Here is a 22,857-nt window from a genome sequence, read left to right as displayed (position 1 = left end):
TCGCTGGCCGGCGCCAGACGGGCGCCTTATATGGAGTTAGCTGAATGAAAAAACTACTCGTCGCGTTCGCTGCTGTTGCGGCCTTCTCCGCCCACGCAGACACCCTGACTGTCGCTGCCACCCCGGTCCCGCACGCAGAAATCCTCGAATTCGTGAAGCCGGCCCTGGCCAAAGAAGGCGTGGACCTGAAGGTCAAAGTCTTCACCGACTACATTCAGCCGAACGTGCAGGTAGCGGAAAAACGTCTGGACGCCAACTTCTTCCAGCACCAGCCGTACCTCGATGAGTTCAACAAGGCCAAGGGCACCAACCTGGTTTCCGTGGTCGGTGTGCACCTGGAGCCGCTGGGCGCGTACTCCAGCAAGTACAAAACCCTCGCCGAGGTGCCGGGTGGTGCCAACGTGGTGATCCCGAATGACGCCACCAATGGCGGCCGTGCGCTGTTGCTGTTGGAGAAGGCTGGCCTGATCAAGTTGAAGGACTCGAACAACATCCTGTCGACCGTGAAGGACATCACCGAGAACTCCAAGGACCTGAAATTCCGTGAACTGGAAGCCGCGACCATCCCACGCGTGCTGACCCAGGTCGACCTGGCGCTGATCAACACCAACTACGCGCTGGAAGCCAAGCTCGATCCAGCCAAGGACGCGCTGGTCATCGAAGGCAGCGACTCGCCGTACGTGAACATCCTCGTGGCCCGTCCGGACGACAAGGACAGCGACGCGATGAAGAAACTGGTTGCCGCGCTGCACAGCCCGGAAGTCAAAGCCTTCATCCTCGAGAAGTACAAAGGCGCGGTAGTGCCGGCGTTCTGATTGTCTGAACGCAACGAAAAAGGGGACGCCATGTGCGTTCCCTTTTTTTTGTGCCAAAACACCGCTCCCTGTAGGAGCACGGCTTGCCGGCGATGGCATCCTTGAGACCGCCATCGCCGGCAAGCCGTGCTCCTACAGAAAAGCGTGGTGATTATTTGCGGTTAAGCATCACCGGCAACTGCGCCACCAGCTTCGCATTGTTCAGCGGCGCCCGAATAAACCCTCGTTGTGTGCCATCCGGGCCGATTACCGCCAGGTTGCCACTGTGATCAACCGTGTAGTTCGGCTTGCTGGTGTCGGCCGGAATAAACGGAATGCTCACGGCATTGGCCAGCTTCTGAATGTCATCCACCGAGGAAGCGGTCAGGCCTTTGAACTGTGGATCGAAGTAGCCCAGGTACTGCTTGAGCTGAGGCGGGGTATCGCGGTTCGGGTCGACGCTGACCAGGATGATCTGCAGTTTGGCCACCGCCTCGGGTGGCAGCTCGCTTTTGATCTGACGCAACTGGGCGAGGGTGGTCGGGCAGATATCCGGGCAGAAGGTGTAGCCGAAGAACAGCAGGCTCCATTTGTCTTTCAGCTGATTGACCGTCACTGGATTGCCGTCCTGATCGGTCATTTTCACGTCAGGCAAGTTGCGACTTTGCGGCAGCAGGATGATCCCCGCGTCGATCAGTGCCGTCGGGTCGCCCTGACCTTTACCAGACAGCACTTTGTTGATGGTCAGGCCCAGAACCAGTGCGATCAGGGCGACGAGAATGAAGACGGTTTTCTGGGTTCGAGTCATAGGTTCAACAGTAAGTAGTGGTCTACGAGCAGCGCGATAAACAGCAGGAACAAGTAGTAAATAGAATACTTGAACGTGTTGATCGCCGCGTGCGGCCGGGTGCCACGGTACAACACCACGGCCCATTGCAGAAACCTTGCGCCCAGCACCACGGCGCAAACCAGGTAGAGCAGGCCGCTCATGTGGATCACGTAGGGCATCAGGCTGACGGCCAGCAACGCAAAGGTATAAAGCAGGATGTGCACCTTGGTGTAGTGCTCGCCATGGGTGACCGGCAGCATTGGAATGTCGGCCTTGGCGTATTCCTCTTTGCGGTGAATCGCCAGCGCCCAGAAGTGCGGCGGGGTCCAGGCGAAAATGATCAGCACCAGCAGCAGCGGTTCGGCGCTGACGTGTCCGGTGGCAGCGGTCCAGCCAAGCAGCGGCGGGGCAGCCCCGGCCAGGCCGCCGATGACGATGTTCTGCGGGGTCGCACGTTTCAGGAAACCGGTGTAGACCACTGCATACCCGAGCAGCGATGCGAGGGTCAGCCAGGCGGTCAGCGGATTGGTGAACGCCAGCAACAAGGCCTGACCCAGCACGGCCAGCACCAGGGCAAACGTCAGCGCAGAGGCCGGTGACACCCGGCCTTGCGCCAACGGACGTTTGTGCGTGCGGGCCATGATCGTATCGATGCGCCGGTCCACCACATGGTTGACGGCCGCGGCGCCACCGGCACACAAGGCGATCCCCAGATTGCCGAACACCAGCACCGTCCATGGCACCCCGGCACGGGTCGCGAGGAACATGCCGACCAGCGAGGTGATGAGCATCAGCACCACCACTTTCGGCTTGGTCAGCTCCAGGTAGTCACGCCAGATCGCCTGACTGTGACGTTCGCCGATCAATGTCGCCATGGCATCTCTCCTTTTATTGTTATGGGCCCGGCTGAGTGTTTACGCGGGCTGAAGTGCCAACGCGCGAGGGATTGCTGCTTGACCCGAACCAGACTGGTCCGTGCGTGATAATTGACCAGCACCATCGTCAGCAGGAGTGCCGCGCCGCCCGCGTTGTGGGCGACGGCCACCGGTAGCGGCAGATGGAACAGCACGTTGCTGATTCCAAGGGTGATTTGTGCAGTGAGTGCGATCAGCACCATCCCTGCAAGACGCGTCATGCCGACGGCTTTCAGTTGCCAGGCGAGCCCGAGCAGCACCAGCGTGACCAGCAACGCGCCAATTCGGTGGGTCAGATGAATCGCGGTACGGGCATCGCTGTCCAGTTGTCCACCAAGGTAATTGGGGCCGATGTGTTGAGTCAGATGAAAGCCGTTGGCGAAATCGGCCGGTGGCATCCATTGTCCATGGCAGGTCGGGAAATCGATGCAGGCCACGGCGGCATAGTTGGAACTGACCCAGCCACCGAGGGCAATTTGCAGGATCACCAGCAGCAACCCTGCCGTCGCCCAATACTGCAAACGCCGTGGCACGGTCAGCGCCGGCAATACGCCAGACAGGCGCAACGTCAGTAAAAACAACAAACTCAGCGTCGCAAACCCGCCGAGCAAATGCCCGGTGACCACTTGCGGCCAGAGCTTGAGCGTCACCGTCCACATGCCGAACGCGGCTTGGGCGAACACCACCGCCAGCAAGAACAATGGCAACTTCACCGGTTGCCCCGGATGACGACGGTGCACCCAGGCCCGGCCCGCCAGGATCGAAATCAACAGCCCCAACGTACCGGCGAAGTAGCGGTGGACCATCTCGTTCCAGCCTTTGTGGGCTTCGACCGGAGCATCGGGAAAGTGCAATTCGGCATGCGCCAGTTGGGCTTCGCTTTTCGGCACGCTGATAAAACCGTAGCAACCGGGCCAGTCCGGGCAGCCGAGGCCGGCGTGGGTCAGGCGGGTGTAGGCGCCGAGCAACACCACAATCAGTGCCAGCAAGGTGGCAAACAGCGCGAGGCGAAATCCAGGTTTGGCCATGACGATGCCCTTATCCGATGTTCGACAGTTTCAGCAGATGACGCAGGTCGTTAAGCAGATCCTTGCCCTTCACCGTCGGGTCATAACGCAGCACCAGGTTGCCGTGCGGGTCGATGATCCACAGTTGCGGTGCAGTTTTATCCCCTGTCGTCTTGCTGAAAGTGGTCAGGTCCATGGGGTAGCGTTGTAGTTGAGGATACTCGCGGGTCAGCTTGGCGTCGTACTCGCTGCTCAGCGGTTGCGCGGCAGCCAAGGCGTGGCTGGCGCGGGAGGCATCACGGCCAAGGCCGATCTGGATTTGTCGCGCCAGGTACACCAGTTGCTGGCAGTCGACCGAGCAATCCTTGGGCGCTGTTACCAGCAACTGCCAGCGATCCTCTTGTGCCTGCACGCCCAGATCGGCGCGTGTCTGGCCGTTACCGATCAGTTCGCCGTGATAGCTGCGACCCTCCGGCACCCAGAACTGCAACTTGTACATGCCGGTGGCGAGGATCATCGGACCGATCACCCCGAGCAAAATCAGCAGCAGCTGAAAGCGGCCCTTGCGTCGACTCGCCGGCGTTTTCGCCTCAGACATGTTGGGTGGATTCATGGCCGCTCCCATGGTGTTTCTCCTTTGCGTTGTGCCAGCCTAGATAGAGATAAAGGCCGAACAGGGCGAGCGACATGGCGAACCACTGCACGGCATAAGCGAGGTGTTTTTCCGGCCCCATGGCCACTACTGGCCAATCGGCCTGGTAGGACGCGGGGCCGGTTTCTTCACGTAATTCGTAGGCGAACCCTGCACGGTTCAGCGCCGTCCACAGCTTGGCCGGCTCAACGGCGGTCACCAGTTGTGGCCAGGTCGTGGTGCTCGGATCGGCATGCAACTGGAAGGTCGCGCCAGGGGACACGTAGACCGAGGCGTCAAGACTCAAGGCCTCTTCAGGTGTAGTGAACTGCGGCGGTATGCGCCGGTCCGGCCAGGGCAGCCAGCCGCGATTGACCAGCAACCAGAGCCCGGAGGCCTGGTCCTGAAACGGTTGCAGCAGCTCAACGCCGACCTTGCCGTTACGCTGGCGGTTGTCCAGCAGCAGGCTGTGCGCGGCATCGAATTGGCCGTGCAAGTGAACCCGGCGAAAGGCCGGGTCTTCGGTGTGTTGCAACTCGGTACTGGCCATCGGTTCGGCGGCGCGGCGCTCGGCATAGCTTTGCAGCAACGCGCTTTTCTCCGCGCCTCGGCCCAGTTGCCAGAACCCGAGCGACACCAGCAGCGGCAGCAATGCTGCCACCACCAGGGTCGGCACGATGCCCGGCCGGAAGCGCTTCATGGCGAGGCCAAAAAGTCGCTGGTCGCGATAGCTATACTCAAGTGCATCGCCTTTCCCCCGGAGTCTCACCATGCTCAAAGCAGCCATCGTCCTGATGCTGATTGCCACGGTTGTCAGCCTGTTCAGCGGCCTGTTTTTTCTGGTCAAGGACGACAGCAGCTCAAACCGCCTCGTCATTGCCTTGAGTGTTCGTGTGGCCTTGGCCGCTGTCACCGTCGGCTTGATCGCCTGGGGCTTCTTCAGCGGCCAGTTGGTGTCGCACGCGCCTTGGTAAGCCTCATAGCACGTAGACGAAAACGAACAGGCCGATCCACACCACGTCCACGAAGTGCCAATACCAACTCGCCGCTTCAAAGCCGAACTGGTGATCGGCATCAAAGTGCCCGCGCATGACCCGCATCAGCATCACAAACAGAATGATCGTGCCCATGGTCACGTGGGCGCCGTGGAAACCGGTGAGCATGAAGAACGTCGCGCCATAAATGCCGGAACCGAGGGTCAGGCCCAGTTCCCGGTAGGCGTGCATGTATTCTTCAGCCTGGAAGAAGAGGAATGCGCAGCCCAGCAATACGGTGAGCGCAAGCCAGAGTTTCAGTGCGCCGCGATGGCCTTTTTTCAGCGCGTGGTGGGCGATGGTCACGGTCACGCTGGAACTCACCAGCAGCACGGTGTTGAGCAGCGGCAAGCCCCAGGGGCTGATGACTTCCTTGGGCGGTGGAAACAGTTTCGAGTCGGGGTTGTTCAGCAGTGGCCAGGTCCACTCGAAGGTCGGCCAGAGCATGTGCGCGATGCCTTTGGTGCCTTCACCGCCGAGGGCCGGGCCGGAGACGTGACGTACATAAAACAGCGCGCCGAAGAAAGCGATGAAAAACATCACCTCGGAGAAAATGAACCAGCTCATGCCCCAGCGAAACGAGCGGTCCATCTGAGCGCTATATAAGCCGCTACGACTTTCCTTGATCACCGTCCCGAACCAGCCGAACAGCATGTAGGCCAGCAATAGGCCGCCGACGAAAAAGATCAGCGGGCCGTGGGATTCCGGCCGCGCGGCCTTCAGATCGTTGAACCAGGTACCCAGGCCAAACACCGTGGTGACCATGCCGAACGTGGCGATGATCGGCCATTTGCTCTGGGCCGGTACGTAATAGTGTTCATGAGTTGCCATTTATTGTTCTCCTTATCGGGCACGCTCAGCCGCCAGTGTTTACAGCTACCGGTGGATGTCGGGCGGTGATATCGAACAGCGTGTAGGACAGCGTCAGGTGCTTCACATCCTTGGGCATGTCACGGTCAACGATGAAACGTACCGGCATCTCGATCCGTTGACCGGGCTGCAGCACTTGCTGGGTAAAGCAAAAACATTCTGTCTTGTGGAAGTACGCCGCGGCTGTGCTGGGCGCGATGCTCGGCACGGCCTGGGCGCTCATCGGCCGATCGGTGGGGTTGTGCGCGATGAAAATCATCTCGTTCACAGCGCCCGGATTGGCGGTCAACTCTTCAGCCTTGGGATAGAAATCCCATGGCATGTCGGCAGTGTTGGTCGACAGGAACTGCACGCGAACCTGCCGCGAGGTGTCCACGGTTTGCTCGCCTTCGTATTGCCCGGCGGTCTTGCCGTTAATGCCGAACGCCTTGCACATCACGTCGTAGATCGGCACCAGGGCAAACCCGAAGACAAACATGGCCACCACCACCAGCAGCAGGCGGGTGACCAGTTTTTTCATCGAAATCGAATCAGCCATGATTTTCGACCTCCACGCCAAACCCTGTAGGAGTGAGCCTGCTCGCAATGGCGGTGTGTCTGACACACCGCGTCGAACCCATCGCGAGCAGGCTCACTCCTACAAAGGCCAGGCGTTTCATTTCACTTCCGGCGGCGTAGTAAAGGTGTGATACGGCGCCGGTGACGGAATGCTCCACTCCAGGCCTTCGGCCCCATCCCATGGTTTGGCCGGTGCAGGCGGGCCACCACGAATGGTCTTGATCACGATGAACAGGAAGAAGAGCTGCGTTGCACCGAACATGAACGCGCCAATTGAGGAGACCATGTTGAAGTCGGCGAATTGCAGGTTGTAGTCCGGAATCCGTCGCGGCATGCCGGCCAGGCCCACGAAGTGCATCGGGAAGAACGCCATGTTCATGCCGATGAACGAGAGCCAGAAGTGCAGCTTGCCCAGGGTTTCGTCGTACATGTGGCCGGTCCATTTCGGCATCCAGTAATAGGCCGAGGCGAAGATCCCGAAAATCGCCCCCGGCACCAGCACATAGTGGAAGTGCGCGACGACGAAGTAGGTGTCCTGGTACTGGAAGTCCGCTGGGGCGATGGCCAGCATCAACCCGGAGAAACCGCCGATGGAGAACAGGATCACGAACGCCACGGCAAACAGCATCGGCGTCTCGAAGGTCAGTGAGCCTTGCCACATGGTGCTGGCCCAGTTGAACACCTTCACCCCGGTCGGCACCGCGATCAACAGCGTCGCGTACATGAAGAACAACTCGCCCACCAAAGGAATGCCGACCACAAACATGTGGTGCGCCCAGACGATGAACGACAGGAACGCGATACTCGCCGTGGCGTAGACCATCGAGGTGTAGCCGAACAGCGGTTTGCGCGAGAAGGTCGGGATGATCGAGCTGACGGCACCGAAGGCCGGCAGGATCATGATGTACACCTCGGGGTGACCGAAGAACCAGAACACGTGCTGGAACAGAACCGGATCACCGCCACCGGCGGCACTGAAGAAGCTGGTGCCGAAGTGGATGTCCATCAGCATCATCGTCACGCATCCGGCCAGTACTGGCATCACCGCGATCAGCAGGAATGCGGTGATCAGCCAGGTCCAGACGAACAGCGGCATTTTCATCAACGTCATGCCGGGGGCGCGCAGGTTGAGGATGGTCGCGATCACGTTGATCGCGCCCATGATCGAACTGATCCCCATCAAGTGGATGGCGAAGATAAAGAACGTCACGCTTTCCGGTGCGTAGGTGGTCGACAGCGGGGCGTAGAACGTCCAGCCGAAGTTCGGACCGCCACCGGGGGTGAACAGGGTCGACACCAGCAGCAGGAACGCGGCCGGCAGCAGCCAGAAGCTGAAGTTGTTCATCCGTGGCAGCGCCATGTCCGGTGCGCCGATCATCAACGGGATCATCCAGTTGGCGAGGCCGACGAAGGCCGGCATCACCGCACCGAACACCATCACCAGACCGTGCATGGTGGTCATCTGGTTGAAGAATTCCGGCTGGACGATTTGCAGCCCCGGCTGGAACAGCTCGGCGCGAATCACCATCGCGAACGAGCCGCCGAGCAGGAACATGGAAAACGCAAACCACAGGTACAGCGTGCCGATATCCTTGTGGTTGGTGGTCAGCACCCAACGCATCAGGCCTTTGGCGGGGCCGTGGACATGGGTGTGGTCGGTGGCGGTATGAACATGTTCATCGACTACAGCAGTCATGTCCTGTCTCCTGCAAACAGATGGGCTGGGCAGGTCGGGGCGCGTAGCCCCAACCCGTTCCTTAAGTACGCAATAGACCGGGTCATTTGCTTTCCGCCTGTTTCAGCTCCAACACTTCTTTAGGAGTGACCATGTCGCCCTTGTTGTTGCCCCAGGCGTTACGTTCGTAGGTCACGACCGCCGCGATATCGACTTCCGAGAGCTGCTTGCCGAACGCCGCCATGGCGGTGCCGGGTTTGCCGTGGAAGACAATGCTCAGGTGACCTTCTTTCGGTCCGGTGGCGATTTTCGAGCCCTTGAGTGCCGGGAACATCGGCGGCAGCCCCTGACCTTCGGCCTGGTGACAGGCCACGCAGGTGGTGTGGTAGATCTTGTCGCCACGTTCCTTGAGTTCGTCGAGGGTCCACTCTTTGCTGGTCAGTTCTTTGAGTTGCAGGGTTTCAGCCTTGCGGTCGGCGAGCCATTTTTCGTAATCGGCCTTTTCCTTGACCTCGACCACAATCGGCATGAAGCCGTGGTCCTTGCCGCACAACTCGGCGCATTGGCCACGGTAGATGCCGGGCTTGTCGACGCGGGTCCAGGCTTCATTGACGAACCCCGGGATCGCATCGCGCTTGACCGCGAAGGCCGGGACCCACCAGGAATGGATGACGTCGGCGGAGGTCACCAAAAAGCGCACCTTCGCACCAATCGGCAACACCAGCGGCTTGTCGACCTCGAGCAAGTAGTGCTCGCCCTTGGTTTCCTTGTTGTGGATCTGGTCGGCGGGAGTGTTCAGGTTGCTGAAAAATTCAACGTCCTGGCCCAGGTACTTGTAGTGCCACTTCCACTGATAGCCCGTGACCTGGATGTCGATATCCGGCTCACTGGCGTCGTACATCTTGATCAGGGTTGCCGTCGCGGGAACCGCCATGGCCACCAGAATGATGAAGGGCACGATGGTCCAAAGGATTTCGACGGTGGTGCTTTCATGAAATTTTGCGGCCACCTGCCCGGTCGAGCGGCGGTGGAGAATCATCGACCAGAACATGGCGCCAAAGACGATGATGCCGATCACTACACAGATCCAGAAAATGGTCATGTGCAGGTCAAATACTGCGTGACTGATTTCAGTCGCTCCTGGCGCCATATTCACAGTCCAGGCTGCTTGCGCCTGACCGAAAATCGACCACAACAGGAGGCCCATCCAGACGTGTGGATGTCGCATCATTGCGGGTTCCCCTTATCGTTCTTGTTATCCCGCCGGCTTTCACCTGCGGCAAGGGAGCGGCTTTTTCAGACTACGAACTTGAATCGCCGAGCCTTGCTGCGTGTGCAGTCGGGCGTCATCAGCTAACTCCATTCCCACCCGAGTATAGACAGCGACTGCTACCTCGCAATGTGATGGCGTAAATGATCTGAAACAGCTGGTACTTGCGTTCAAGGGCACGAATGGAGAAGGATGCAGACGAGTGGTGGCAAATCGATATAACGGAGGCGTCTCAAGGATGAAACAATTATGACAAATGCGTCTTAGCATTTTTCATAAGGCAGCTAAGTTATGTCTTCCCTATTTCATTGCCTTTGTTTCCTGGAGTTTTCATGAACACCGCCGCATTGCGCGAGCAGATCCAAAAAGCCCAACAACACGAGAAAGACACTGGCCTGCTGGCGCGTCAGCTGCAGACCAAACTGCCTCATCTACACCCTGCTATCCAATTGCCAGAGGCTGATGCCAATGGCGTACTGACGCGTTTTATTAGCGCCTACATCGATGAAGTACCCGATCTGCTGGACGCAGCCAATGAAGTGGCAAGGGAAGCGGGTATCGATTCACAAATCAAACCGGTGCTGAACATCGCCGAGCAGTACTTCCTCCAGCCGCCAACCATCATGGCCGGCCATGTCGGGCTCGACAGCCTGCTGGATGAAGCCTATCTGGCGCACCGTTTTGTAGAAGAGGTCAACGACCTGTACATCAAGCATTTCGGCCAGCCACTGATCCCCTTGGACATGACGGTCGCCAATCTGATTGCTCACCAATTGATCGGTGAGGAATTTGCCAACCAACTGGATGAAGCAGTGCATCACGCCATCGACGAGATGCTCGATGATGAGAGTTTTGCACTGGAGTCGGTGGAAACCTACCGCGAGAAGCTCAACAGCCCGGACACCGGCGCCGCGTGGAAACGCTGGCCGTGTATGTCGCGCCGCTTGGGTGTAGGCCTGGAACTGGATCAGCCGGCAGCTTGATCCATCGAGCAATATGTTCCCGTGGGAGCGAGCAGGCTCGCTCCCACATTGCCAACCCGCGCTTCACTCCCCCTCATTTCAATTCGCCTGGTCCCACTCGAGGATTCAGGCGTTTTTAGAACCGCGCTTTGGGCGTTGCCACCGGAATCGGATGGCTGCCATCGAGTGGCAGGAAACGCCCCTGGTCCGCGTCGTAAGCTTTGATTTCGCTGGTTTCGATGCTGTAGACCCAACCATGGATGAACAGATGACCGTTGGCCATGCGCGAGGCCACCGATGGGTGCGTGCGTAAATGCTGAAGCTGAGCAATCACATTCTCCTCGGTGAGGATGTGCATGCTTTCGTTCTCGTCAGAGCAATGGCAGTTTTCCTGGACCATGGTTTTCGCCACTTCGGCGTGTCGCAGCCAGGCTTTTACCGTCGGCATTTTTTCCAGGCTTTGCGGGTTCAGCACTGCGCGCATCGCGCCACAGTCGGAGTGCCCGCAAATGATGATGTGCTGCACGCCAAGGGCGAGGACCGCGTACTCGATGGCGGTGGAAACACCACCGTTCATTTGCCCATAAGGCGGTACCACATTGCCCACGTTGCGGGTCACGAACAGATCGCCGGGAGCGCTTTGGGTGATCAGCTCAGGAACGATGCGCGAATCGGCGCAGGCGATGAACATCGCTCTGGGGCTCTGGGCCGTGGCGAGTTTTTTGAAGAGCTCCTCCTGCTGTGGAAAGACCTCATGGTGAAAATGCAAAAAGCCGTCAACGATATGCTGCAACGCTGCATCGGCGGTTTCCGCCTCGGGTTGGGCTTGTGCCGACGCAGCCAACGGCTGTTTATCCTTCTCACTCATCAATTCATCCTCAATGGCGGAGTCAGGGAAGTGTCCCGTTTTGTCCAGTGTGGAGCCAGTGGCTGTTTAAAAAACATCCAGGTCGAAAACCTCGACCCATCAGTCACTCTACGAACAAGGTCGCTACCGAAACTTGAATCAAACTGAGTCGACCGCTCTGGAACGCGTGTTACAGGTCACAAAAAACGTGACCAGCCTAAAGGTGCGGTGATTTCCTCACCACTCAACCATAGGCCAATTGTCCTTAAATCAGTGACATCTGGCGACCCGGCGGACAGAAGGCATCGCAGTCCAGATTAAAACCTTCCCGACGATTAAGCCCCAGGCGCTTGATGGTTTTGTTGAAACGTTGTGCCAGCAGGTCTGCAAAGGGGCCTTCGCCGCGCATCCGGGCACCAAAACGACTGTCATAGAGCTCACCGCCACGGCTCTGGCGTATCAGGCTCAGCACATGAGCGGCACGCTGCGGATAATGGGCGGCCAACCATTCTTCGAACAGCGGCGCCACTTCCAGCGGCAGGCGCAGCATCATGTAGGCCGCGCTTTGCGCGCCGGCCGCATGCGCCTCGGTCAGCAGGCTTTCGAGTTCGCTGTCGTTGATCATCGGAATCATCGGCGAACACAACACACCTACCGGAATACCCGCTTCATGCATGACGCGTATCGCCCGTAACCGGGCCTTGGGCGCTGCGGCACGCGGTTCGAGGATACGTTTGAGCTCATCGTCCAGGGTGGTGAGGCTGATCATCACCGCCACCAGCCGTTGCCCGGCGAGTTCGGCCAGCAGGTCGAGGTCACGAAGAATCAGCGAGCCTTTGGTGATGATGGTCACCGGATGGCGGTAACGCAGCAGCACTTCGAGGGTTTTACGAGTGATTTTGTGCTCACGCTCGATTGGCTGGTAAGGATCGGTGTTGGACCCCAGGTTGATCGGCGCGCACTGATAACCGCGTTTGGACAGCTGTTCTTCCAGCACATCGGCGGCGTTGGTCTTGGCGATCAATTTGGTCTCGAAATCCAGCCCCGGCGACATGTCCCAATACGCATGGCTGGGCCGTGCATAGCAGTAGATGCAGCCATGTTCGCAGCCGCGATAGGGGTTGATCGAACGATCGAATGGCAAGTCCGGCGAGTTGTTACGGGTGATGATGGTTTTCGCCGTTTCGATGCGTACTTCGGTGCCCTGGGTGAGCGGCGCTTCCTGATACCAACCGTCATCCTCGGCCACCGAGCGATTCGGCGCGAAGCGGTTGTGCGGGTTGGTCGCGGTGCCGCGTCCGCGAGGGGGCAAGGGAGTAGCCATCGACAAAATCCTTTAGCTGTATGTGCATACAGTATACGGGCTCGATGCAATCGACCAGTGCCGTTCGGCGTGTGAATAATGTGAGGCCGGTCATTATGAGAAACATAATGCGCATGGCAAGTTTAGTGGCGTTGTTAGTATTCTTCATTTCGCACGAAGTTATCGTGTTAATCATATTAAAAGGATTTAATAAATGTCGAATTACAATCAGCGTGGCGTATTCCTTCAACTGTTGGCACCTACGCTTGTTAGTCCAAAAGAAGTTCGGGTTTCCATGCAGTTTGCGCTGAAGGAAGAGGGCTATGACCCTGAGAGCCGAACGTCTACTTACTCTCTGCTGGACACCAGCACCCGCGAGGCCGTGTCGAATGACGGCGGCATGACCTTCACCCTGAGTGGCGCACCCGATGTAAACGGCAATGGCGAGATTGATGCACAGGACAAAGTAGTTCTGGTTGCATTGGCAAAAGCCTATTCGAAGATTATTAATCCTTAACTCACGCAATATATAAATATTGACGAGTCGACGATTTAACGGCGAACTTGTAAAGCGATGCGGATTTTTTCGTGTCGCTTTATAGTATTGAAATGTATCGGTACCACGAGCGTGGCCAGTTCACAATTCTTTGACAGCAGGCTCACAGGCCTTTGACTGCTCAAGGCTGATGCTGCGTGACACCTATCCACACTTTTTCATACGGTTGTCCGAGCATGTCCCGACTGCGCCTCATGCCAGCCACATTTCTGTTGTCACTGGTTGCACTTTTCAACCTGACTCTCGCCCTTGCGGATGACAGCGCGTCCCCTCGTCCGGCGGAATGGGCGCAACCGGTCGAAGCGAAATACAACCTCTTTCAGATGTCCCCGACGCTCTACCGCAGCGCTTTGCCCGATCGCGGCGCCATTGCATTACTGGAAAAATTGCAGGTGGGAACCGTCATCAATTTCCTGCCAGAGTCAGACTCGAGTTGGTTGTCTGTGCCGGGTATCGCTCAGGTTCAGTTGCCCTATCGGACCAATCACGTGGACGACGCGGATGTACTCAAGGCCCTTCGTGCCATTCAAGCGGCCGAGGCCAGTGGCCCGGTGCTGATGCACTGCAAACACGGTTCGGACCGCACGGGCTTGATGGCGGCCATGTACCGGGTCGTGATCCAGGGTTGGAGCAAGGAAGACGCCCTGAATGAAATGACTCGGGGCGGCTTTGGTGATAGCACCCATTTCAAGGATGGCGTGCGTTACATGATGCAGGCCGACGTCGATAAACTCCGCATTGCGTTGGCCAATGGTGATTGCAGCACCAGCCCGTTCGCCACTTGTTCGATGAAGAGCTGGTTCAAATCGGCTCACGTTGAGTAATCACGGGTTTAGCTGGCAATGATCTCTGGCTAGGCCGTTAACAGTTGATCGGTGGCCGACCGCCCCAGGAACTCATTCAAGGCAATCAGCAGTGAGCGTGAGTCGCCAGGTGAAAAAAAGGCTTCGCGAAAGGCCCTGCCGGTTTGGGGGTTGAATAACCACTCCTGCTGAAACCGCTTGAACACCTCGGTCGCCAGCACCCCCGACCATTGGTAGGCGTAAACCGTGGCCGCGTAGCCGGTCACCATGTAGTCAAAGCTGTTGGCGAACCGGCAATAGGACGGCAGTTGCAGGCCGGGAATCCTCCTCTGAACGTCCTCGAAGACTTGCTGAAGGCTGCGGCTATCACCCTGGCAATGATGCAAATCGAAGTCGAGCAAGGCACCCAGCAGCAGTCTCGCGGTTTCCCGGCTGGTTTGTGTTTGAACAGCGGCCAGCGCTTTGTCGATACGTTCCTCGCTCAATCGCTCGCCAGTTTGGTAGTGCGCTGCCAGCCACAATAGAAACTCGCGCGACAGGCACCATCGCTCGAACAGTTGACCGGCGAACTCCGCGGTATCACGACCCAGTTGTGAAATACCGGAAAGGTTGTGATGAGGTGATCGCGTCAGGGTGTGCTGCAAACAATGGCCGAACTCATGAAAAAGCACCCGCAGGTCCTGGTGGGTAAGCAGGCACGGATGATCGGCGATCCCTGGGGTGAAGTTGGGGTGAAGTATCGCAATCGGCAGTATCAATCGACCCTCGGCATTCACTCGTCGATTGCGTCGTGTGGCGGTCCAGGCATAGTCCGAAGCCTCCTCTCGATGGAAGGGGTCGAGGTAAATGTGTCCGATCACCTGCCCATGCTCGCTGACTTCGAACAGTCGCACGCTGTCATGCCAGCGACTGAACGTTGTCTGTTCGGCGATCTTGATCCCGAACATACGTTCGCTGAACAGGCAAAGCCGATGCAAAGTCCCGTCGAGGGGAAAATAGGCCCGCAGGTCATTCAGGGCACCTGCGAGACTTTGCTGGCGCAATTGTTCGGCGAGAAAATCATGGTCCCAGGCGTGGACTTCACTCAGGCCACGCTCTAGCGCGAACGCATCGAGCGCTTGGGTGTCCCGCACAAGCGCCGGTGTCTCAAGCGTCACCTGTCGACGCAGAAACTCGCTGACTTGCGCCGTGGATTCGGCCATTTCTGATGCGAGACTCAATTGCGCGAAGTTTTCGTACCCAAGCAGTCGGGCTTTCTGCTGACGCAGGGACAACAGACGCTCCAATACGGGACCATTATCAAATGACCCTGCGTTTGGGCCCTGATCGGAAGCGCGTGTGAGGTAGGCGATAAAGTATTCTTCGCGAAGGGCGCGGTTCTCGGCGTAGGTCATGACTTGATGGCGGGTGTGCTGGTCAAGACGAATCAGCCAGCCATCTTGTCCTGCCTGTCGGGCGTTGCGCGATAGACGGTCCTTGGTCTCTTGGGGTAGGCCATTGAGCCGGGTGATGTCGTCGATGTGCTTGCTCCAGGCCGAGCTGGCACTGTGCAGATTGCTCAAAAAAAGGTCTTCGAACAGGCTGATATCGAGGTTCAGCCGCGTCAGCTGTTGCTGTTGCTCGGTGGGTAAATCGATTCCCGACAAGCGAAACTCACGCAGAATCTTGCTCATGACGGCTTTGCGTGAATCGTCGAAATTCTGAGCAATCGAGCTTTGCGCCAGACGCAGGCAGGCTTTCCAGAGTTCCCGATTGCTCATCTTCTGCGACTTGTACTGCGCCAGGGCGTCTCCACAGCGACGGCTTGCGGTGTCCCACGCTTTATTGTCGTGTTTGACCGTCATCAGGGTTTCGATAATGCCCATCGCTTCATCCAGGCGAGCATCGGTTTCAACAATGGCCAGCACCAGGTCATCCCAGGTCGGAAATTCGGATTGACTGGCCGTGATCTCGGCAATGGTTTGGTGATTGTCGGCAATGATTGATTCGATGGCCGGCACCAGATGCTCGGCGCGGATGGCCGACCAAGGCGGGAGATCCCAGTGGTGCAAAAGCGGATTGGTATCAGGCATGGCGTCTTCCTTGATAGTGGCTGAAGGGGTCAGCCTAAGCGGGAAGCACGCAGGAAGGGCGGTAGATAGATACCACCTTCCACCCGTCAAAGAGTGGAAGGTGGTGTCGACTCAGTGTTGCTCGTCAGGTTTTTTCTTCAGCTTCGGGTTCGGGAAAAACTGTACGGCCTGAACCTTGGCGTCCGGCACTTTCAGTGCCGAGGTGTTGACCCGCGTGCCCAGTTCCTTGGGCACGGAAAGGCCTTGTTCATTCAGGGTGTCAGAATAACCGCAGGCCACGCACTCGCGATGTGGCACGTCGTCTTCGCTCCACATCATCAACTTGTCCGGCTCGCTGCAGGCCGGGCAAACCGCCCCGGCGATAAAGCGTCTTTTGGTAATCACAGGTCCCTCACTCATGCTGCCGCGTCCTCACTCAGGCCGCTGTGGCGCAAGAGTGCGTCAATCGATGGCGCACGGCCACGGAAGTCGACGAACAGCACCATCGGTTCCTGAGAACCCCCACGCGCCAGGATGGCCTCGCGGAATGCGCGACCGGTGTCGGCATTGAGCACGCCGTCTTCCTCGAACTTGGAGAAGGCATCGGCCGACAGCACTTCCGCCCACTTGTAGCTGTAATAACCCGCCGCGTAACCGCCGGCGAAGATGTGGGCGAAGCTGTTCGGGAAGCGGTTGTAGGCCGGTGGGCGCATGACCGACACCTCGTCGCGTACGCCTTCAAGCACCTGCGCCACGCTACGACCGTCGCCGTGGGTGGCGTGCAGCTCGAAGTCGAACAGCGAGAATTCCAGCTGACGCACCATCATCAGGCCGGACTGGAAGTTTTTCGCCGCGAGCATTTTCTGCAGCAGGTCCTGAGGCAGTGGCTCGCCGGTTTCATAGTGACCGGAGATCAGCGCCAGGCCTTCTGGCTCCCAGCACCAGTTTTCCATGAACTGGCTCGGCAACTCGACCGCATCCCAGGCCACGCCGTTGATGCCGGAGACGCCTGCGTGTTCGACGCGGGTCAGCAGGTGATGCAAGCCGTGACCGAATTCGTGGAACAGGGTGGTGACTTCATCGTGAGTCAGCAGCGCCGGCTTGCCACTGTCGGCCGGGGTGAAGTTGCACACCAGATTGGCCACCGGGCTTTGCAGCATGCCTTCAGCGGTGCGGCGACGATCGCGGGCGCCGTCCATCCATGCCCCGCCGCGCTTGTTGGCGCGAGCGTAGAGGTCGAAGAAGAATCGGCCGACGTGCTGGCCATTTTCCTTGATCTCGAACAGGCGAACGTCCGGGTGCCAGGTATCGAAGCCTTTCTGTTCGGCGATCTCGATGCCGTACAGACGCTGAACGATGGCAAACAACCCGCTCAACACTTTGTCGATCGGGAAGTAGGCGCGCAGGGCTTCCTGAGCCACGCTGTAACGTTGTTCGCGAAGTTTTTCGCCGTAGAAACCGCTGTCCCAGCTTTGCAGGTCCGGGCAGCCTTGTTCGGCGGCATAGGCTTTGAGCTGTTCCAGGTCCTGAGCGGCAAACGGCTTGCTGCGCTTGGCCAGGTCGCGCAGGAAACTCAGCACCTGATCGCTGGACTCGGCCATTTTGGTGGCCAGGCTCAGCTCCGAGAAGCTGGCGAAACCGAGTAATTTGGCCAGTTCCTCGCGCAGGTCGAGGATTTCTTCCATGACCGGGCCGTTATCGTTCTGACCGGCATTCGGGCCTTGGTCCGAGGCACGGGTGCAGTAGGCGGCGTAGACTTCTTCGCGCAAGGCGCGGTCGTGGGCGTAGGTCATCACCGCGTAGTAGCTCGGGAATTCCAGGGTAATCAGGAAGCCGTCCAGGCCTTTGGCCTGCGCTGCCGCCGCCATTTGCGCCTTGGCCGAATCGGTCAGGCCGGCGAGGGTGGCTTCATCGGTGACGTGCCGGGTCCAGGCTTGAGTGGCGTCGAGCAACTGATTGGAGAAGCGGCTGCCCAGCTCCGAGAGCTTGCTCTGCACTTCGGCGTAACGTTTTTGCTCAGCCTCTGGCAGGTCAATACCCGACAGGCGGAAGTCACGCAGGGAGTGTTCCAGGATAGTTTTTTGCGCCACATCGAAATCGGCGGCTTCGGGACTATTGGCGAGCGCTTCGAACGCCTGGAACAGTTCGCGATTCTGGCCCAGCTCGGTGGAATACGCGCTCAAGGCGGGCAGGCAGGACTCGTAGGCTTCACGCAGTTCGGCGCTGTTGCACACGGCATTCAGATGGCTGACCGGGCTCCAGGCAGCACCCAGTCGATCATTGAGTTCGTCCATCGCCAACACCAGACCGGCCCAGGTGGGTTGTTTGCCTTGGGTTTTGAGGATCTCGATAATGGCGGCGCGGTTGTCAGCCAGGATCTGTTCAATGGCCGGTTGCACGTGTTCGGCACGGATCGTGGAGAACGGCGGCAGGTCGTAGGACTGCAAAAGAGGGTTGTTCACGCTCACGGTTGGCACCTTGGCTGGAAGAAACATGCGGCCATCTTAATTACAATCGACGCTCACCGCAGCTATCGGCAACAGAGAGAAACCCTATCGTGAACCTTCGCAAGTATCAGAACCACACGCCGCTGCTGGATAAAGGCGCTTTTGTCGATGGCTCGGCGGTGGTGATCGGCGACGTCGAAATCGGCGAAGACAGCTCTGTCTGGCCGCTGACCGTGATCCGTGGCGACATGCACCGCATCCGTATCGGCGCGCGCACCAGTGTTCAGGACGGCTGCGTGTTGCACATCACCCACGCCGGCCCGTTCAACCCCGATGGCTTTCCGCTGCTGATCGGCGACGATGTGACCATAGCGCATAAAGTCATGCTTCACGGGTGCAGCGTGGGCAGCCGGGTTTTGATCGGCATGGGCAGCATCGTCATGGACGGTGCGGTGGTCGAGGATGACGTGATCATTGGCGCTGGCAGCCTGGTGTCGCCGGGCAAACGCCTGGAAAGCGGCTTCCTGTATGTGGGCAGCCCGGTGAAACAGATCCGACCGCTGACCGACAAGGAGAAGGCTTTTTTCACTTACAGTGCGGCGAATTACGTGAAGCTCAAGGATCTGCATCTGGCTGAAGGTTACGACCAGCTCTGACTCTCTTCCATTATTGCCCAGGATTATTCATGCATTACCAAACCGTTTTATTCGACCTCGATGGCACCCTGACCGACCCGCGCGAGGGCATCACGCGTTCGATCCAGTTTGCCCTGAGCAAACTGGGGATCGACGAACCTGACCTGACCAAACTGGAACACTTCATCGGCCCACCGTTGTTACAGGCGTTCATGCAGTTTTACGACTTCGACGAGCCCAAGGCCTGGGACGCGGTGAATTACTATCGTGAACGCTTCAAGGTGACCGGCCTGTACGAAAACCGCGTATTCGACGGTGTAACCCCACTGTTGGAAACGTTGGTAGGGCAGGGCCGGCAGTTGTACATCGCGACATCCAAGCCTTGGGTTTTCGCCCGGGAAATCGCCCGACACTTTGATTTCGCCAAACACTTCAAAGTGATTTACGGCAGCGAGCTGGACGGCACGCGCACAAATAAAGTCGAACTGATTGCGCATCTGATGGCTGAAGAGGGGCTGGATCCTGCCAACACCCTGATGATTGGCGATCGTAAGCATGATCTGATCGGTGCGCGCAGTAATGGGCTGGATGCAGCGGCTGTGGGTTACGGGTTTGGCAGCCACGAAGAGTTGAGTGCAGAAGCACCGACCTATCACTTTGAAACGCTGGACGCGATGCACAGGGCGTTTTTGCAGCGCTAGTCAGAGGTCTATCGCGGGCAAGTCTTGCTCCTAAGGGGTATGCACAGTTTCCAAATCTGTAGGAGCAAGGCTTGCCCGCGATGGCGGCAGTTCAGTCGATGGAGATCTTATCTGCCAAGGTTTTCAACGTCGCCTTACGTTCCCCAACCGGCAATGCCCCCAGCTTCTCGACGGCCGCATAAAACCTCACCCAGTCCCCACCTTCTTGCTTGAACAGCACAGCAAACGCAGGCACCCATTGGTCATACAACCCAAACGGCAACAGCCGGGCATTGTTCATCGGCGCGTTGACCCAGGCGTCATAGCGCCTGTCCCCCGCCCATTGGCTGTCACGTAACTGCCGGTATTCGCTGCGCAGTCGTTCGAACTCATCGGCCTTGCGCTGGCGCATTTGATCCGCTGGCAAGGACTGGGCGTACAGCTTTTCAAGGCGCGTGCGCGTGTCCAGCACCAGCTGAGTGAATTGATCCCGTCGTAGTGCCTGTGCTCCGGTGTCTGGCGCCAGACCGCGGGTTGCACGCCATTGGCGAGTGCCTTCCTGTTCGACGAAGGTTGCGAAAGATTCGTTGAACTCCGTGTCGTCCTTCACATAAATACGTTGATGCGCCAGTTCGTGGAAAATCAGCGTCGCCAGCCGTTCGTCACCCCAGCCCATCATTGAGCTGATAATCGGGTCGTTGAACCAGCCAAGTGTCGAGTACGCCTCGACACCCCCAATCGAAACGTCCATACCTTGCAGGCGCTGCAAGGCCGCCTCGCCGCGTGCCGCGCTCTGGCTGTAGTAACCGCGATAAGCGACGCAGCCGGCAATCGGGAAACAATGGTTCTGAGGCTTCAGGGAAAACTCCGGCGTGACGAAGACATTCCAGACAACGAGCGGCCGGCCAATGTCGGCATACAGGCGATAGCTTTGATTGTCCGGCAGGTGCAAATGCTCGCTGGCGAATGTCCGGGCTTTTTGTGACTGGGCCAGATGCGCACGCAGTGTCTGATCGCGCGATGGATCGGCAATCACCTCGGCCACCGGTTCACGAGCCCGCAGCAGTTGCAGCTGACCCGTTGCCAATTGACTGTAATAGCTGACGCTGGTGCAACCGTTGAGCAGCAAAAGCAACATACCCGGAAACAAAACGCGCAAAACGCGATCAAGTAACCCAAGGCTTGGAAACGGCCTGATCAAAATAAAAACATCCTTGGAAAGTCTGCCCGCAAGACTATCCCGCCTGACTGGAGCTGCGCTATGCACAAGATGATGCTGACGGGGGGCCTGTTGATGCTGACGGGCTGTGCTGTATTTGGATTGCCTCACCCTGATCCGGCGCAGGCGTGGATCGACCTGGACTCGCAACGAAAAGACTCGGCGCTGCAAGCGTTGGAAGTCGATGATAAAGCCACGACCGACAAACGCTATTTTCAGGTGCAACCCGGCAGCCATGAGTTGACGGTGCGTTACCGGTTCCCGGTCGCGCCGACCAATATCGGCCCGGATGCCGAGCCGTTATGGCGTGACTGTCAGCTAAACGTGAAATTCAGCGACTTCAACGCCGGGGAGCGTTATCAGCTGCAAGCGGGGAATATCGGCTTCAGGCCGTGGGCGAAACTCTATAACCAACAGCGAAAAGTCATTGGCCACGGCACACCGGCAGGCTGCCAACACACCTGATCGGCGGTATGCTGAATGACCAAATCATTGGGACATTCATCATGCGCAGGTTAATGCTGTTGCTCGCTGCCAGCGTTGTTGCTGGCTGTCAGAGTCCGTTGCCGCCGGTTGATCCACAGATGGCTTGGGTCGACTTCTCTGTGCCATTCCCCAACGATAAGTTGCTGATGGCCGAGCGATTGGACAAGCGGCGATTGAATGACGGACGCTTTTTCCAGGTTACGCCTGGCAGCCACGAGCTGCTCGTCCGATTCGATTTTGAAATACCGGGTGGGGGTGGCTTGGGCGTCATGGACGGTCCAACGGAACGGCTGTGCTACCTGACCATCCAATATGATCATTTCGAAGCAGGTCAGCGTTACGTACTGGTAGGCCAGTCGATCACGCTTGTTCCGGGCGCCCGATTGTACAACGCCAAGCGCGAAATCGTCGCAGAAGACCGGGAGTCCTATTGCCTGTGAGGCGAATCAGCGGTCGTTTTTCTGATAGATGATTTTCTTGGTGCCGTTTTCGCATGAGCCCACGACCATGTTCTGATCGTGCACCTCGTCATTGGTGACGATTTCCAGGGTGTAGGACGAAACCCCTTGTGCCTGGATCTTGGTTTCGATCTCGGCCTTGAGTTCTTCACAGGGTTTCGGTGCCGCAAGGGCCGATGTGGCCAATGCGCAACAGATAACCGCCAAGGTAAAACGTTTCATGGTTGAAGCTCCTTTGAGGCAGCGCGCAGGGTTATGCGTATTCACTGCTGTCATTTATTCGACCACAATTTCGCTGGTCAGGTTTTGTCCGGGCGCAAAAAAAGAACGCAGCCTGTTGAGGGCTGCGATCTTTTATCGGTTGCGCGAACAGCCGCCATCAGCTGAGCAACGTCGCCTCCAGCGTGATTTTCGCATTCAACACTTTTGAAACCGGGCAGCCTTCTTTGGCTTTATTGCTCAGATCCTCGAATTGCGCCTGCGTCGCCCCCGGGATTTTCGCCTGGAGGATCAGTTTCACGGCGGTGATTGAAAAACCACCGTCCACTTGATCCAGAGTGACTTCGGCTTGGGTATCGATGCTGTCAGCCTTGAGGCCGGCATCGCCAAGAATCATCGAAAACGCCATGGAGAAGCACCCCGCGTGGGCTGCGCCAATCAGCTCCTCCGGATTCGTACCCTTGCCGCCCTCGAAACGTGCCTTGAAGCCGTAAGGCGCTTCCCTGAGCACGCCGGTTTCAGTGGAGATCGAGCCGATGCCGGTTTTCAGGTCACCTTCCCAATGAGCCGATGCTTTCTTCGTAATAGCCATACCTGCCTCCTCAAGAT

26 protein-coding genes are annotated in these 22,857 nt (G+C 58.1%); 9 read left to right on the top strand and 17 right to left on the bottom strand.

What is annotated here, in order from left to right; all coding sequences use genetic code 11:
• Positions 1–44 precede the first annotated feature (44 nt).
• Positions 45–815, top strand: coding sequence for a MetQ/NlpA family ABC transporter substrate-binding protein (locus BMS17_RS11490; RefSeq protein WP_046031066.1), 771 nt, complete (start codon positions 45–47; stop codon positions 813–815).
• 151 nt (positions 816–966) lie between these two features.
• Here the strand turns inward: BMS17_RS11490 and BMS17_RS11485 are convergent, their stop codons facing one another.
• The 5 genes from BMS17_RS11485 to BMS17_RS11465 are packed head-to-tail and all read right to left on the bottom strand — an operon-like array spanning position 967 to position 4,875.
• Positions 967–1,602, bottom strand: coding sequence for an SCO family protein (locus BMS17_RS11485; protein WP_046031067.1), 636 nt, complete (start codon positions 1,600–1,602; stop codon positions 967–969).
• Positions 1,599–2,498, bottom strand: coding sequence for a heme o synthase (cyoE, locus tag BMS17_RS11480; RefSeq protein WP_046031068.1), 900 nt, complete (start codon positions 2,496–2,498; stop codon positions 1,599–1,601). The genes BMS17_RS11485 and cyoE overlap by 4 nt, the downstream gene beginning before the upstream one ends.
• Positions 2,486–3,565: a heme A synthase gene (locus BMS17_RS11475; protein ID WP_046031069.1), complete on the bottom strand. Its 1,080-nt coding sequence runs from the start codon at positions 3,563–3,565 to the stop codon at positions 2,486–2,488. Before BMS17_RS11475 ends, cyoE begins: the two co-directional genes overlap by 13 nt.
• 10 nt (positions 3,566–3,575) lie before the next feature.
• Positions 3,576–4,169, bottom strand: a complete 594-nt coding sequence (locus tag BMS17_RS11470) for a hypothetical protein (RefSeq protein ID WP_046031070.1) — start codon at positions 4,167–4,169, stop codon at positions 3,576–3,578.
• Positions 4,135–4,875, bottom strand: coding sequence for an SURF1 family protein (locus BMS17_RS11465; RefSeq protein ID WP_046031121.1), 741 nt, complete (start codon positions 4,873–4,875; stop codon positions 4,135–4,137). Before BMS17_RS11465 ends, BMS17_RS11470 begins: the two co-directional genes overlap by 35 nt.
• A gap of 70 nt (positions 4,876–4,945) precedes the next feature.
• On the opposite strand from BMS17_RS11465, the gene BMS17_RS11460 reads away from it, so the two are divergent.
• Positions 4,946–5,149: a twin transmembrane helix small protein gene (locus BMS17_RS11460; RefSeq protein WP_046031071.1), complete on the top strand. Its 204-nt coding sequence runs from the start codon at positions 4,946–4,948 to the stop codon at positions 5,147–5,149.
• Between the two features lie 3 nt (positions 5,150–5,152).
• On the opposite strand, the gene BMS17_RS11455 is transcribed toward BMS17_RS11460, so the two are convergent.
• From BMS17_RS11455 to coxB, 4 genes are all read right to left on the bottom strand, one after another.
• On the bottom strand, positions 5,153–6,040 hold the full coding sequence (locus BMS17_RS11455; RefSeq protein ID WP_046031072.1) for a cytochrome c oxidase subunit 3: 888 nt from the start codon (positions 6,038–6,040) through the stop codon (positions 5,153–5,155).
• A 25-nt stretch (positions 6,041–6,065) separates the two neighbouring features.
• Positions 6,066–6,617 carry a cytochrome c oxidase assembly protein gene (locus BMS17_RS11450; protein ID WP_046031073.1) on the bottom strand — a complete coding sequence of 184 codons (552 nt, stop codon included), beginning with the start codon at positions 6,615–6,617 and terminating at the stop codon, positions 6,066–6,068.
• Positions 6,618–6,734: 117 nt separating this feature from the next.
• Positions 6,735–8,333, bottom strand: coding sequence for a cytochrome c oxidase subunit I (ctaD, locus tag BMS17_RS11445; RefSeq protein ID WP_046031074.1), 1,599 nt, complete (start codon positions 8,331–8,333; stop codon positions 6,735–6,737).
• An 82-nt stretch (positions 8,334–8,415) separates the two neighbouring features.
• Positions 8,416–9,543 (bottom strand): cytochrome c oxidase subunit II, encoded by a 1,128-nt coding sequence (gene coxB / locus BMS17_RS11440; protein ID WP_046031075.1) that lies wholly within the window; start codon positions 9,541–9,543, stop codon positions 8,416–8,418.
• A gap of 371 nt (positions 9,544–9,914) precedes the next feature.
• Here coxB and BMS17_RS11435 point away from each other — a divergent pair, with 371 nt between their 5' ends.
• Positions 9,915–10,565 (top strand): hypothetical protein, encoded by a 651-nt coding sequence (locus tag BMS17_RS11435; protein WP_077430959.1) that lies wholly within the window; start codon positions 9,915–9,917, stop codon positions 10,563–10,565.
• A gap of 115 nt (positions 10,566–10,680) precedes the next feature.
• On the opposite strand, the gene BMS17_RS11430 is transcribed toward BMS17_RS11435, so the two are convergent.
• Both BMS17_RS11430 and BMS17_RS11425 read right to left on the bottom strand, forming a co-directional pair.
• The gene (locus BMS17_RS11430; RefSeq protein ID WP_046031077.1) at positions 10,681–11,412 is read right to left on the bottom strand and encodes a carbonic anhydrase; all 732 of its coding nucleotides are present in this window, start codon (positions 11,410–11,412) and stop codon (positions 10,681–10,683) included.
• Between the two features lie 244 nt (positions 11,413–11,656).
• On the bottom strand, positions 11,657–12,715 hold the full coding sequence (locus tag BMS17_RS11425; RefSeq protein WP_046031078.1) for a PA0069 family radical SAM protein: 1,059 nt from the start codon (positions 12,713–12,715) through the stop codon (positions 11,657–11,659).
• Positions 12,716–12,908: 193 nt separating this feature from the next.
• Here BMS17_RS11425 and BMS17_RS11420 point away from each other — a divergent pair, with 193 nt between their 5' ends.
• Together BMS17_RS11420 and BMS17_RS11415 are read left to right on the top strand one after the other, a co-directional pair.
• Entirely contained in the window at positions 12,909–13,211 is a 303-nt protein-coding gene (locus BMS17_RS11420) for a hypothetical protein (protein ID WP_046031079.1), read from the top strand.
• Between the two features lie 215 nt (positions 13,212–13,426).
• Positions 13,427–14,074 carry a tyrosine-protein phosphatase gene (locus BMS17_RS11415; protein WP_046031080.1) on the top strand — a complete coding sequence of 216 codons (648 nt, stop codon included), beginning with the start codon at positions 13,427–13,429 and terminating at the stop codon, positions 14,072–14,074.
• Between the two features lie 29 nt (positions 14,075–14,103).
• On the opposite strand, the gene BMS17_RS11410 is transcribed toward BMS17_RS11415, so the two are convergent.
• The 3 genes from BMS17_RS11410 to prlC all read right to left on the bottom strand — a co-directional run bounded on the left by BMS17_RS11410 (position 14,104) and on the right by prlC (position 18,599).
• Complete coding sequence (locus tag BMS17_RS11410; RefSeq protein ID WP_077430958.1) at positions 14,104–16,125, bottom strand: M3 family metallopeptidase; 2,022 nt, start codon at positions 16,123–16,125, stop codon at positions 14,104–14,106.
• Positions 16,126–16,236: 111 nt separating this feature from the next.
• Positions 16,237–16,524, bottom strand: a complete 288-nt coding sequence (locus tag BMS17_RS11405) for a YheV family putative zinc ribbon protein (protein WP_046031082.1) — start codon at positions 16,522–16,524, stop codon at positions 16,237–16,239.
• Entirely contained in the window at positions 16,521–18,599 is a 2,079-nt protein-coding gene (gene prlC / locus BMS17_RS11400) for an oligopeptidase A (protein WP_175648962.1), read from the bottom strand. The genes BMS17_RS11405 and prlC overlap by 4 nt, the downstream gene beginning before the upstream one ends.
• 62 nt (positions 18,600–18,661) lie before the next feature.
• Between prlC and BMS17_RS11395 the strand changes: the two genes are divergently transcribed.
• A complete protein-coding gene (locus BMS17_RS11395; RefSeq protein ID WP_077430957.1) occupies positions 18,662–19,207 on the top strand; it encodes a gamma carbonic anhydrase family protein in 546 nt (181 codons plus the stop codon).
• A 29-nt stretch (positions 19,208–19,236) separates the two neighbouring features.
• Entirely contained in the window at positions 19,237–19,887 is a 651-nt protein-coding gene (locus BMS17_RS11390) for an HAD family hydrolase (protein WP_046031084.1), read from the top strand.
• A gap of 91 nt (positions 19,888–19,978) precedes the next feature.
• On the opposite strand, the gene BMS17_RS11385 is transcribed toward BMS17_RS11390, so the two are convergent.
• Positions 19,979–21,067, bottom strand: a complete 1,089-nt coding sequence (locus BMS17_RS11385; RefSeq protein ID WP_077430956.1) for an aminopeptidase — start codon at positions 21,065–21,067, stop codon at positions 19,979–19,981.
• A 60-nt stretch (positions 21,068–21,127) separates the two neighbouring features.
• Between BMS17_RS11385 and BMS17_RS11380 the strand changes: the two genes are divergently transcribed.
• Together BMS17_RS11380 and BMS17_RS11375 are read left to right on the top strand one after the other, a co-directional pair.
• The gene (locus BMS17_RS11380; protein ID WP_046031086.1) at positions 21,128–21,550 is read left to right on the top strand and encodes a hypothetical protein; all 423 of its coding nucleotides are present in this window, start codon (positions 21,128–21,130) and stop codon (positions 21,548–21,550) included.
• Between the two features lie 41 nt (positions 21,551–21,591).
• Positions 21,592–22,011, top strand: coding sequence for a lipoprotein (locus tag BMS17_RS11375; RefSeq protein WP_046031123.1), 420 nt, complete (start codon positions 21,592–21,594; stop codon positions 22,009–22,011).
• Between the two features lie 6 nt (positions 22,012–22,017).
• Here the strand turns inward: BMS17_RS11375 and BMS17_RS11370 are convergent, their stop codons facing one another.
• Both BMS17_RS11370 and BMS17_RS11365 read right to left on the bottom strand, forming a co-directional pair.
• The gene (locus BMS17_RS11370) at positions 22,018–22,251 is read right to left on the bottom strand and encodes a DUF1161 domain-containing protein (RefSeq protein ID WP_046031087.1); all 234 of its coding nucleotides are present in this window, start codon (positions 22,249–22,251) and stop codon (positions 22,018–22,020) included.
• Between the two features lie 157 nt (positions 22,252–22,408).
• Entirely contained in the window at positions 22,409–22,840 is a 432-nt protein-coding gene (locus BMS17_RS11365; protein WP_046031088.1) for an OsmC family protein, read from the bottom strand.
• Positions 22,841–22,857 lie beyond the last annotated feature (17 nt).

This window comes from Pseudomonas sp. C9 (genome assembly GCF_002000165.1).
Taxonomy (GTDB): Bacteria; Pseudomonadota; Gammaproteobacteria; order Pseudomonadales; family Pseudomonadaceae; genus Aquipseudomonas.
This window is presented reverse-complemented; position numbering and strand designations above follow the sequence as displayed.

Bases quoted from the DNA above. Each gene is read 5' to 3' on its own strand.
- BMS17_RS11490 (WP_046031066.1), top strand. From the start codon at position 45: ATGAAAAAACTACTCGTCGCGTTCGCTGCTGTTGCGGCCTTCTCCGCC.
- BMS17_RS11485 (WP_046031067.1), bottom strand. From the start codon at position 1,602: ATGACTCGAACCCAGAAAACCGTCTTCATTCTCGTCGCCCTGATCGCA.
- cyoE (WP_046031068.1), bottom strand. From the start codon at position 2,498: ATGGCGACATTGATCGGCGAACGTCACAGTCAGGCGATCTGGCGTGAC.
- BMS17_RS11475 (WP_046031069.1), bottom strand. From the start codon at position 3,565: ATGGCCAAACCTGGATTTCGCCTCGCGCTGTTTGCCACCTTGCTGGCA.
- BMS17_RS11470 (WP_046031070.1), bottom strand. From the start codon at position 4,169: ATGGGAGCGGCCATGAATCCACCCAACATGTCTGAGGCGAAAACGCCG.
- BMS17_RS11465 (WP_046031121.1), bottom strand. From the start codon at position 4,875: ATGAAGCGCTTCCGGCCGGGCATCGTGCCGACCCTGGTGGTGGCAGCA.
- BMS17_RS11460 (WP_046031071.1), top strand. From the start codon at position 4,946: ATGCTCAAAGCAGCCATCGTCCTGATGCTGATTGCCACGGTTGTCAGC.
- BMS17_RS11455 (WP_046031072.1), bottom strand. From the start codon at position 6,040: ATGGCAACTCATGAACACTATTACGTACCGGCCCAGAGCAAATGGCCG.
- BMS17_RS11450 (WP_046031073.1), bottom strand. From the start codon at position 6,617: ATGGCTGATTCGATTTCGATGAAAAAACTGGTCACCCGCCTGCTGCTG.
- ctaD (WP_046031074.1), bottom strand. From the start codon at position 8,333: ATGACTGCTGTAGTCGATGAACATGTTCATACCGCCACCGACCACACC.
- coxB (WP_046031075.1), bottom strand. From the start codon at position 9,543: ATGATGCGACATCCACACGTCTGGATGGGCCTCCTGTTGTGGTCGATT.
- BMS17_RS11435 (WP_077430959.1), top strand. From the start codon at position 9,915: ATGAACACCGCCGCATTGCGCGAGCAGATCCAAAAAGCCCAACAACAC.
- BMS17_RS11430 (WP_046031077.1), bottom strand. From the start codon at position 11,412: ATGAGTGAGAAGGATAAACAGCCGTTGGCTGCGTCGGCACAAGCCCAA.
- BMS17_RS11425 (WP_046031078.1), bottom strand. From the start codon at position 12,715: ATGGCTACTCCCTTGCCCCCTCGCGGACGCGGCACCGCGACCAACCCG.
- BMS17_RS11420 (WP_046031079.1), top strand. From the start codon at position 12,909: ATGTCGAATTACAATCAGCGTGGCGTATTCCTTCAACTGTTGGCACCT.
- BMS17_RS11415 (WP_046031080.1), top strand. From the start codon at position 13,427: ATGTCCCGACTGCGCCTCATGCCAGCCACATTTCTGTTGTCACTGGTT.
- BMS17_RS11410 (WP_077430958.1), bottom strand. From the start codon at position 16,125: ATGCCTGATACCAATCCGCTTTTGCACCACTGGGATCTCCCGCCTTGG.
- BMS17_RS11405 (WP_046031082.1), bottom strand. From the start codon at position 16,524: ATGAGTGAGGGACCTGTGATTACCAAAAGACGCTTTATCGCCGGGGCG.
- prlC (WP_175648962.1), bottom strand. From the start codon at position 18,599: ATGTTTCTTCCAGCCAAGGTGCCAACCGTGAGCGTGAACAACCCTCTT.
- BMS17_RS11390 (WP_046031084.1), top strand. From the start codon at position 19,237: ATGCATTACCAAACCGTTTTATTCGACCTCGATGGCACCCTGACCGAC.
- BMS17_RS11380 (WP_046031086.1), top strand. From the start codon at position 21,128: ATGCACAAGATGATGCTGACGGGGGGCCTGTTGATGCTGACGGGCTGT.
- BMS17_RS11375 (WP_046031123.1), top strand. From the start codon at position 21,592: ATGCGCAGGTTAATGCTGTTGCTCGCTGCCAGCGTTGTTGCTGGCTGT.
- BMS17_RS11370 (WP_046031087.1), bottom strand. From the start codon at position 22,251: ATGAAACGTTTTACCTTGGCGGTTATCTGTTGCGCATTGGCCACATCG.
- BMS17_RS11365 (WP_046031088.1), bottom strand. From the start codon at position 22,840: ATGGCTATTACGAAGAAAGCATCGGCTCATTGGGAAGGTGACCTGAAA.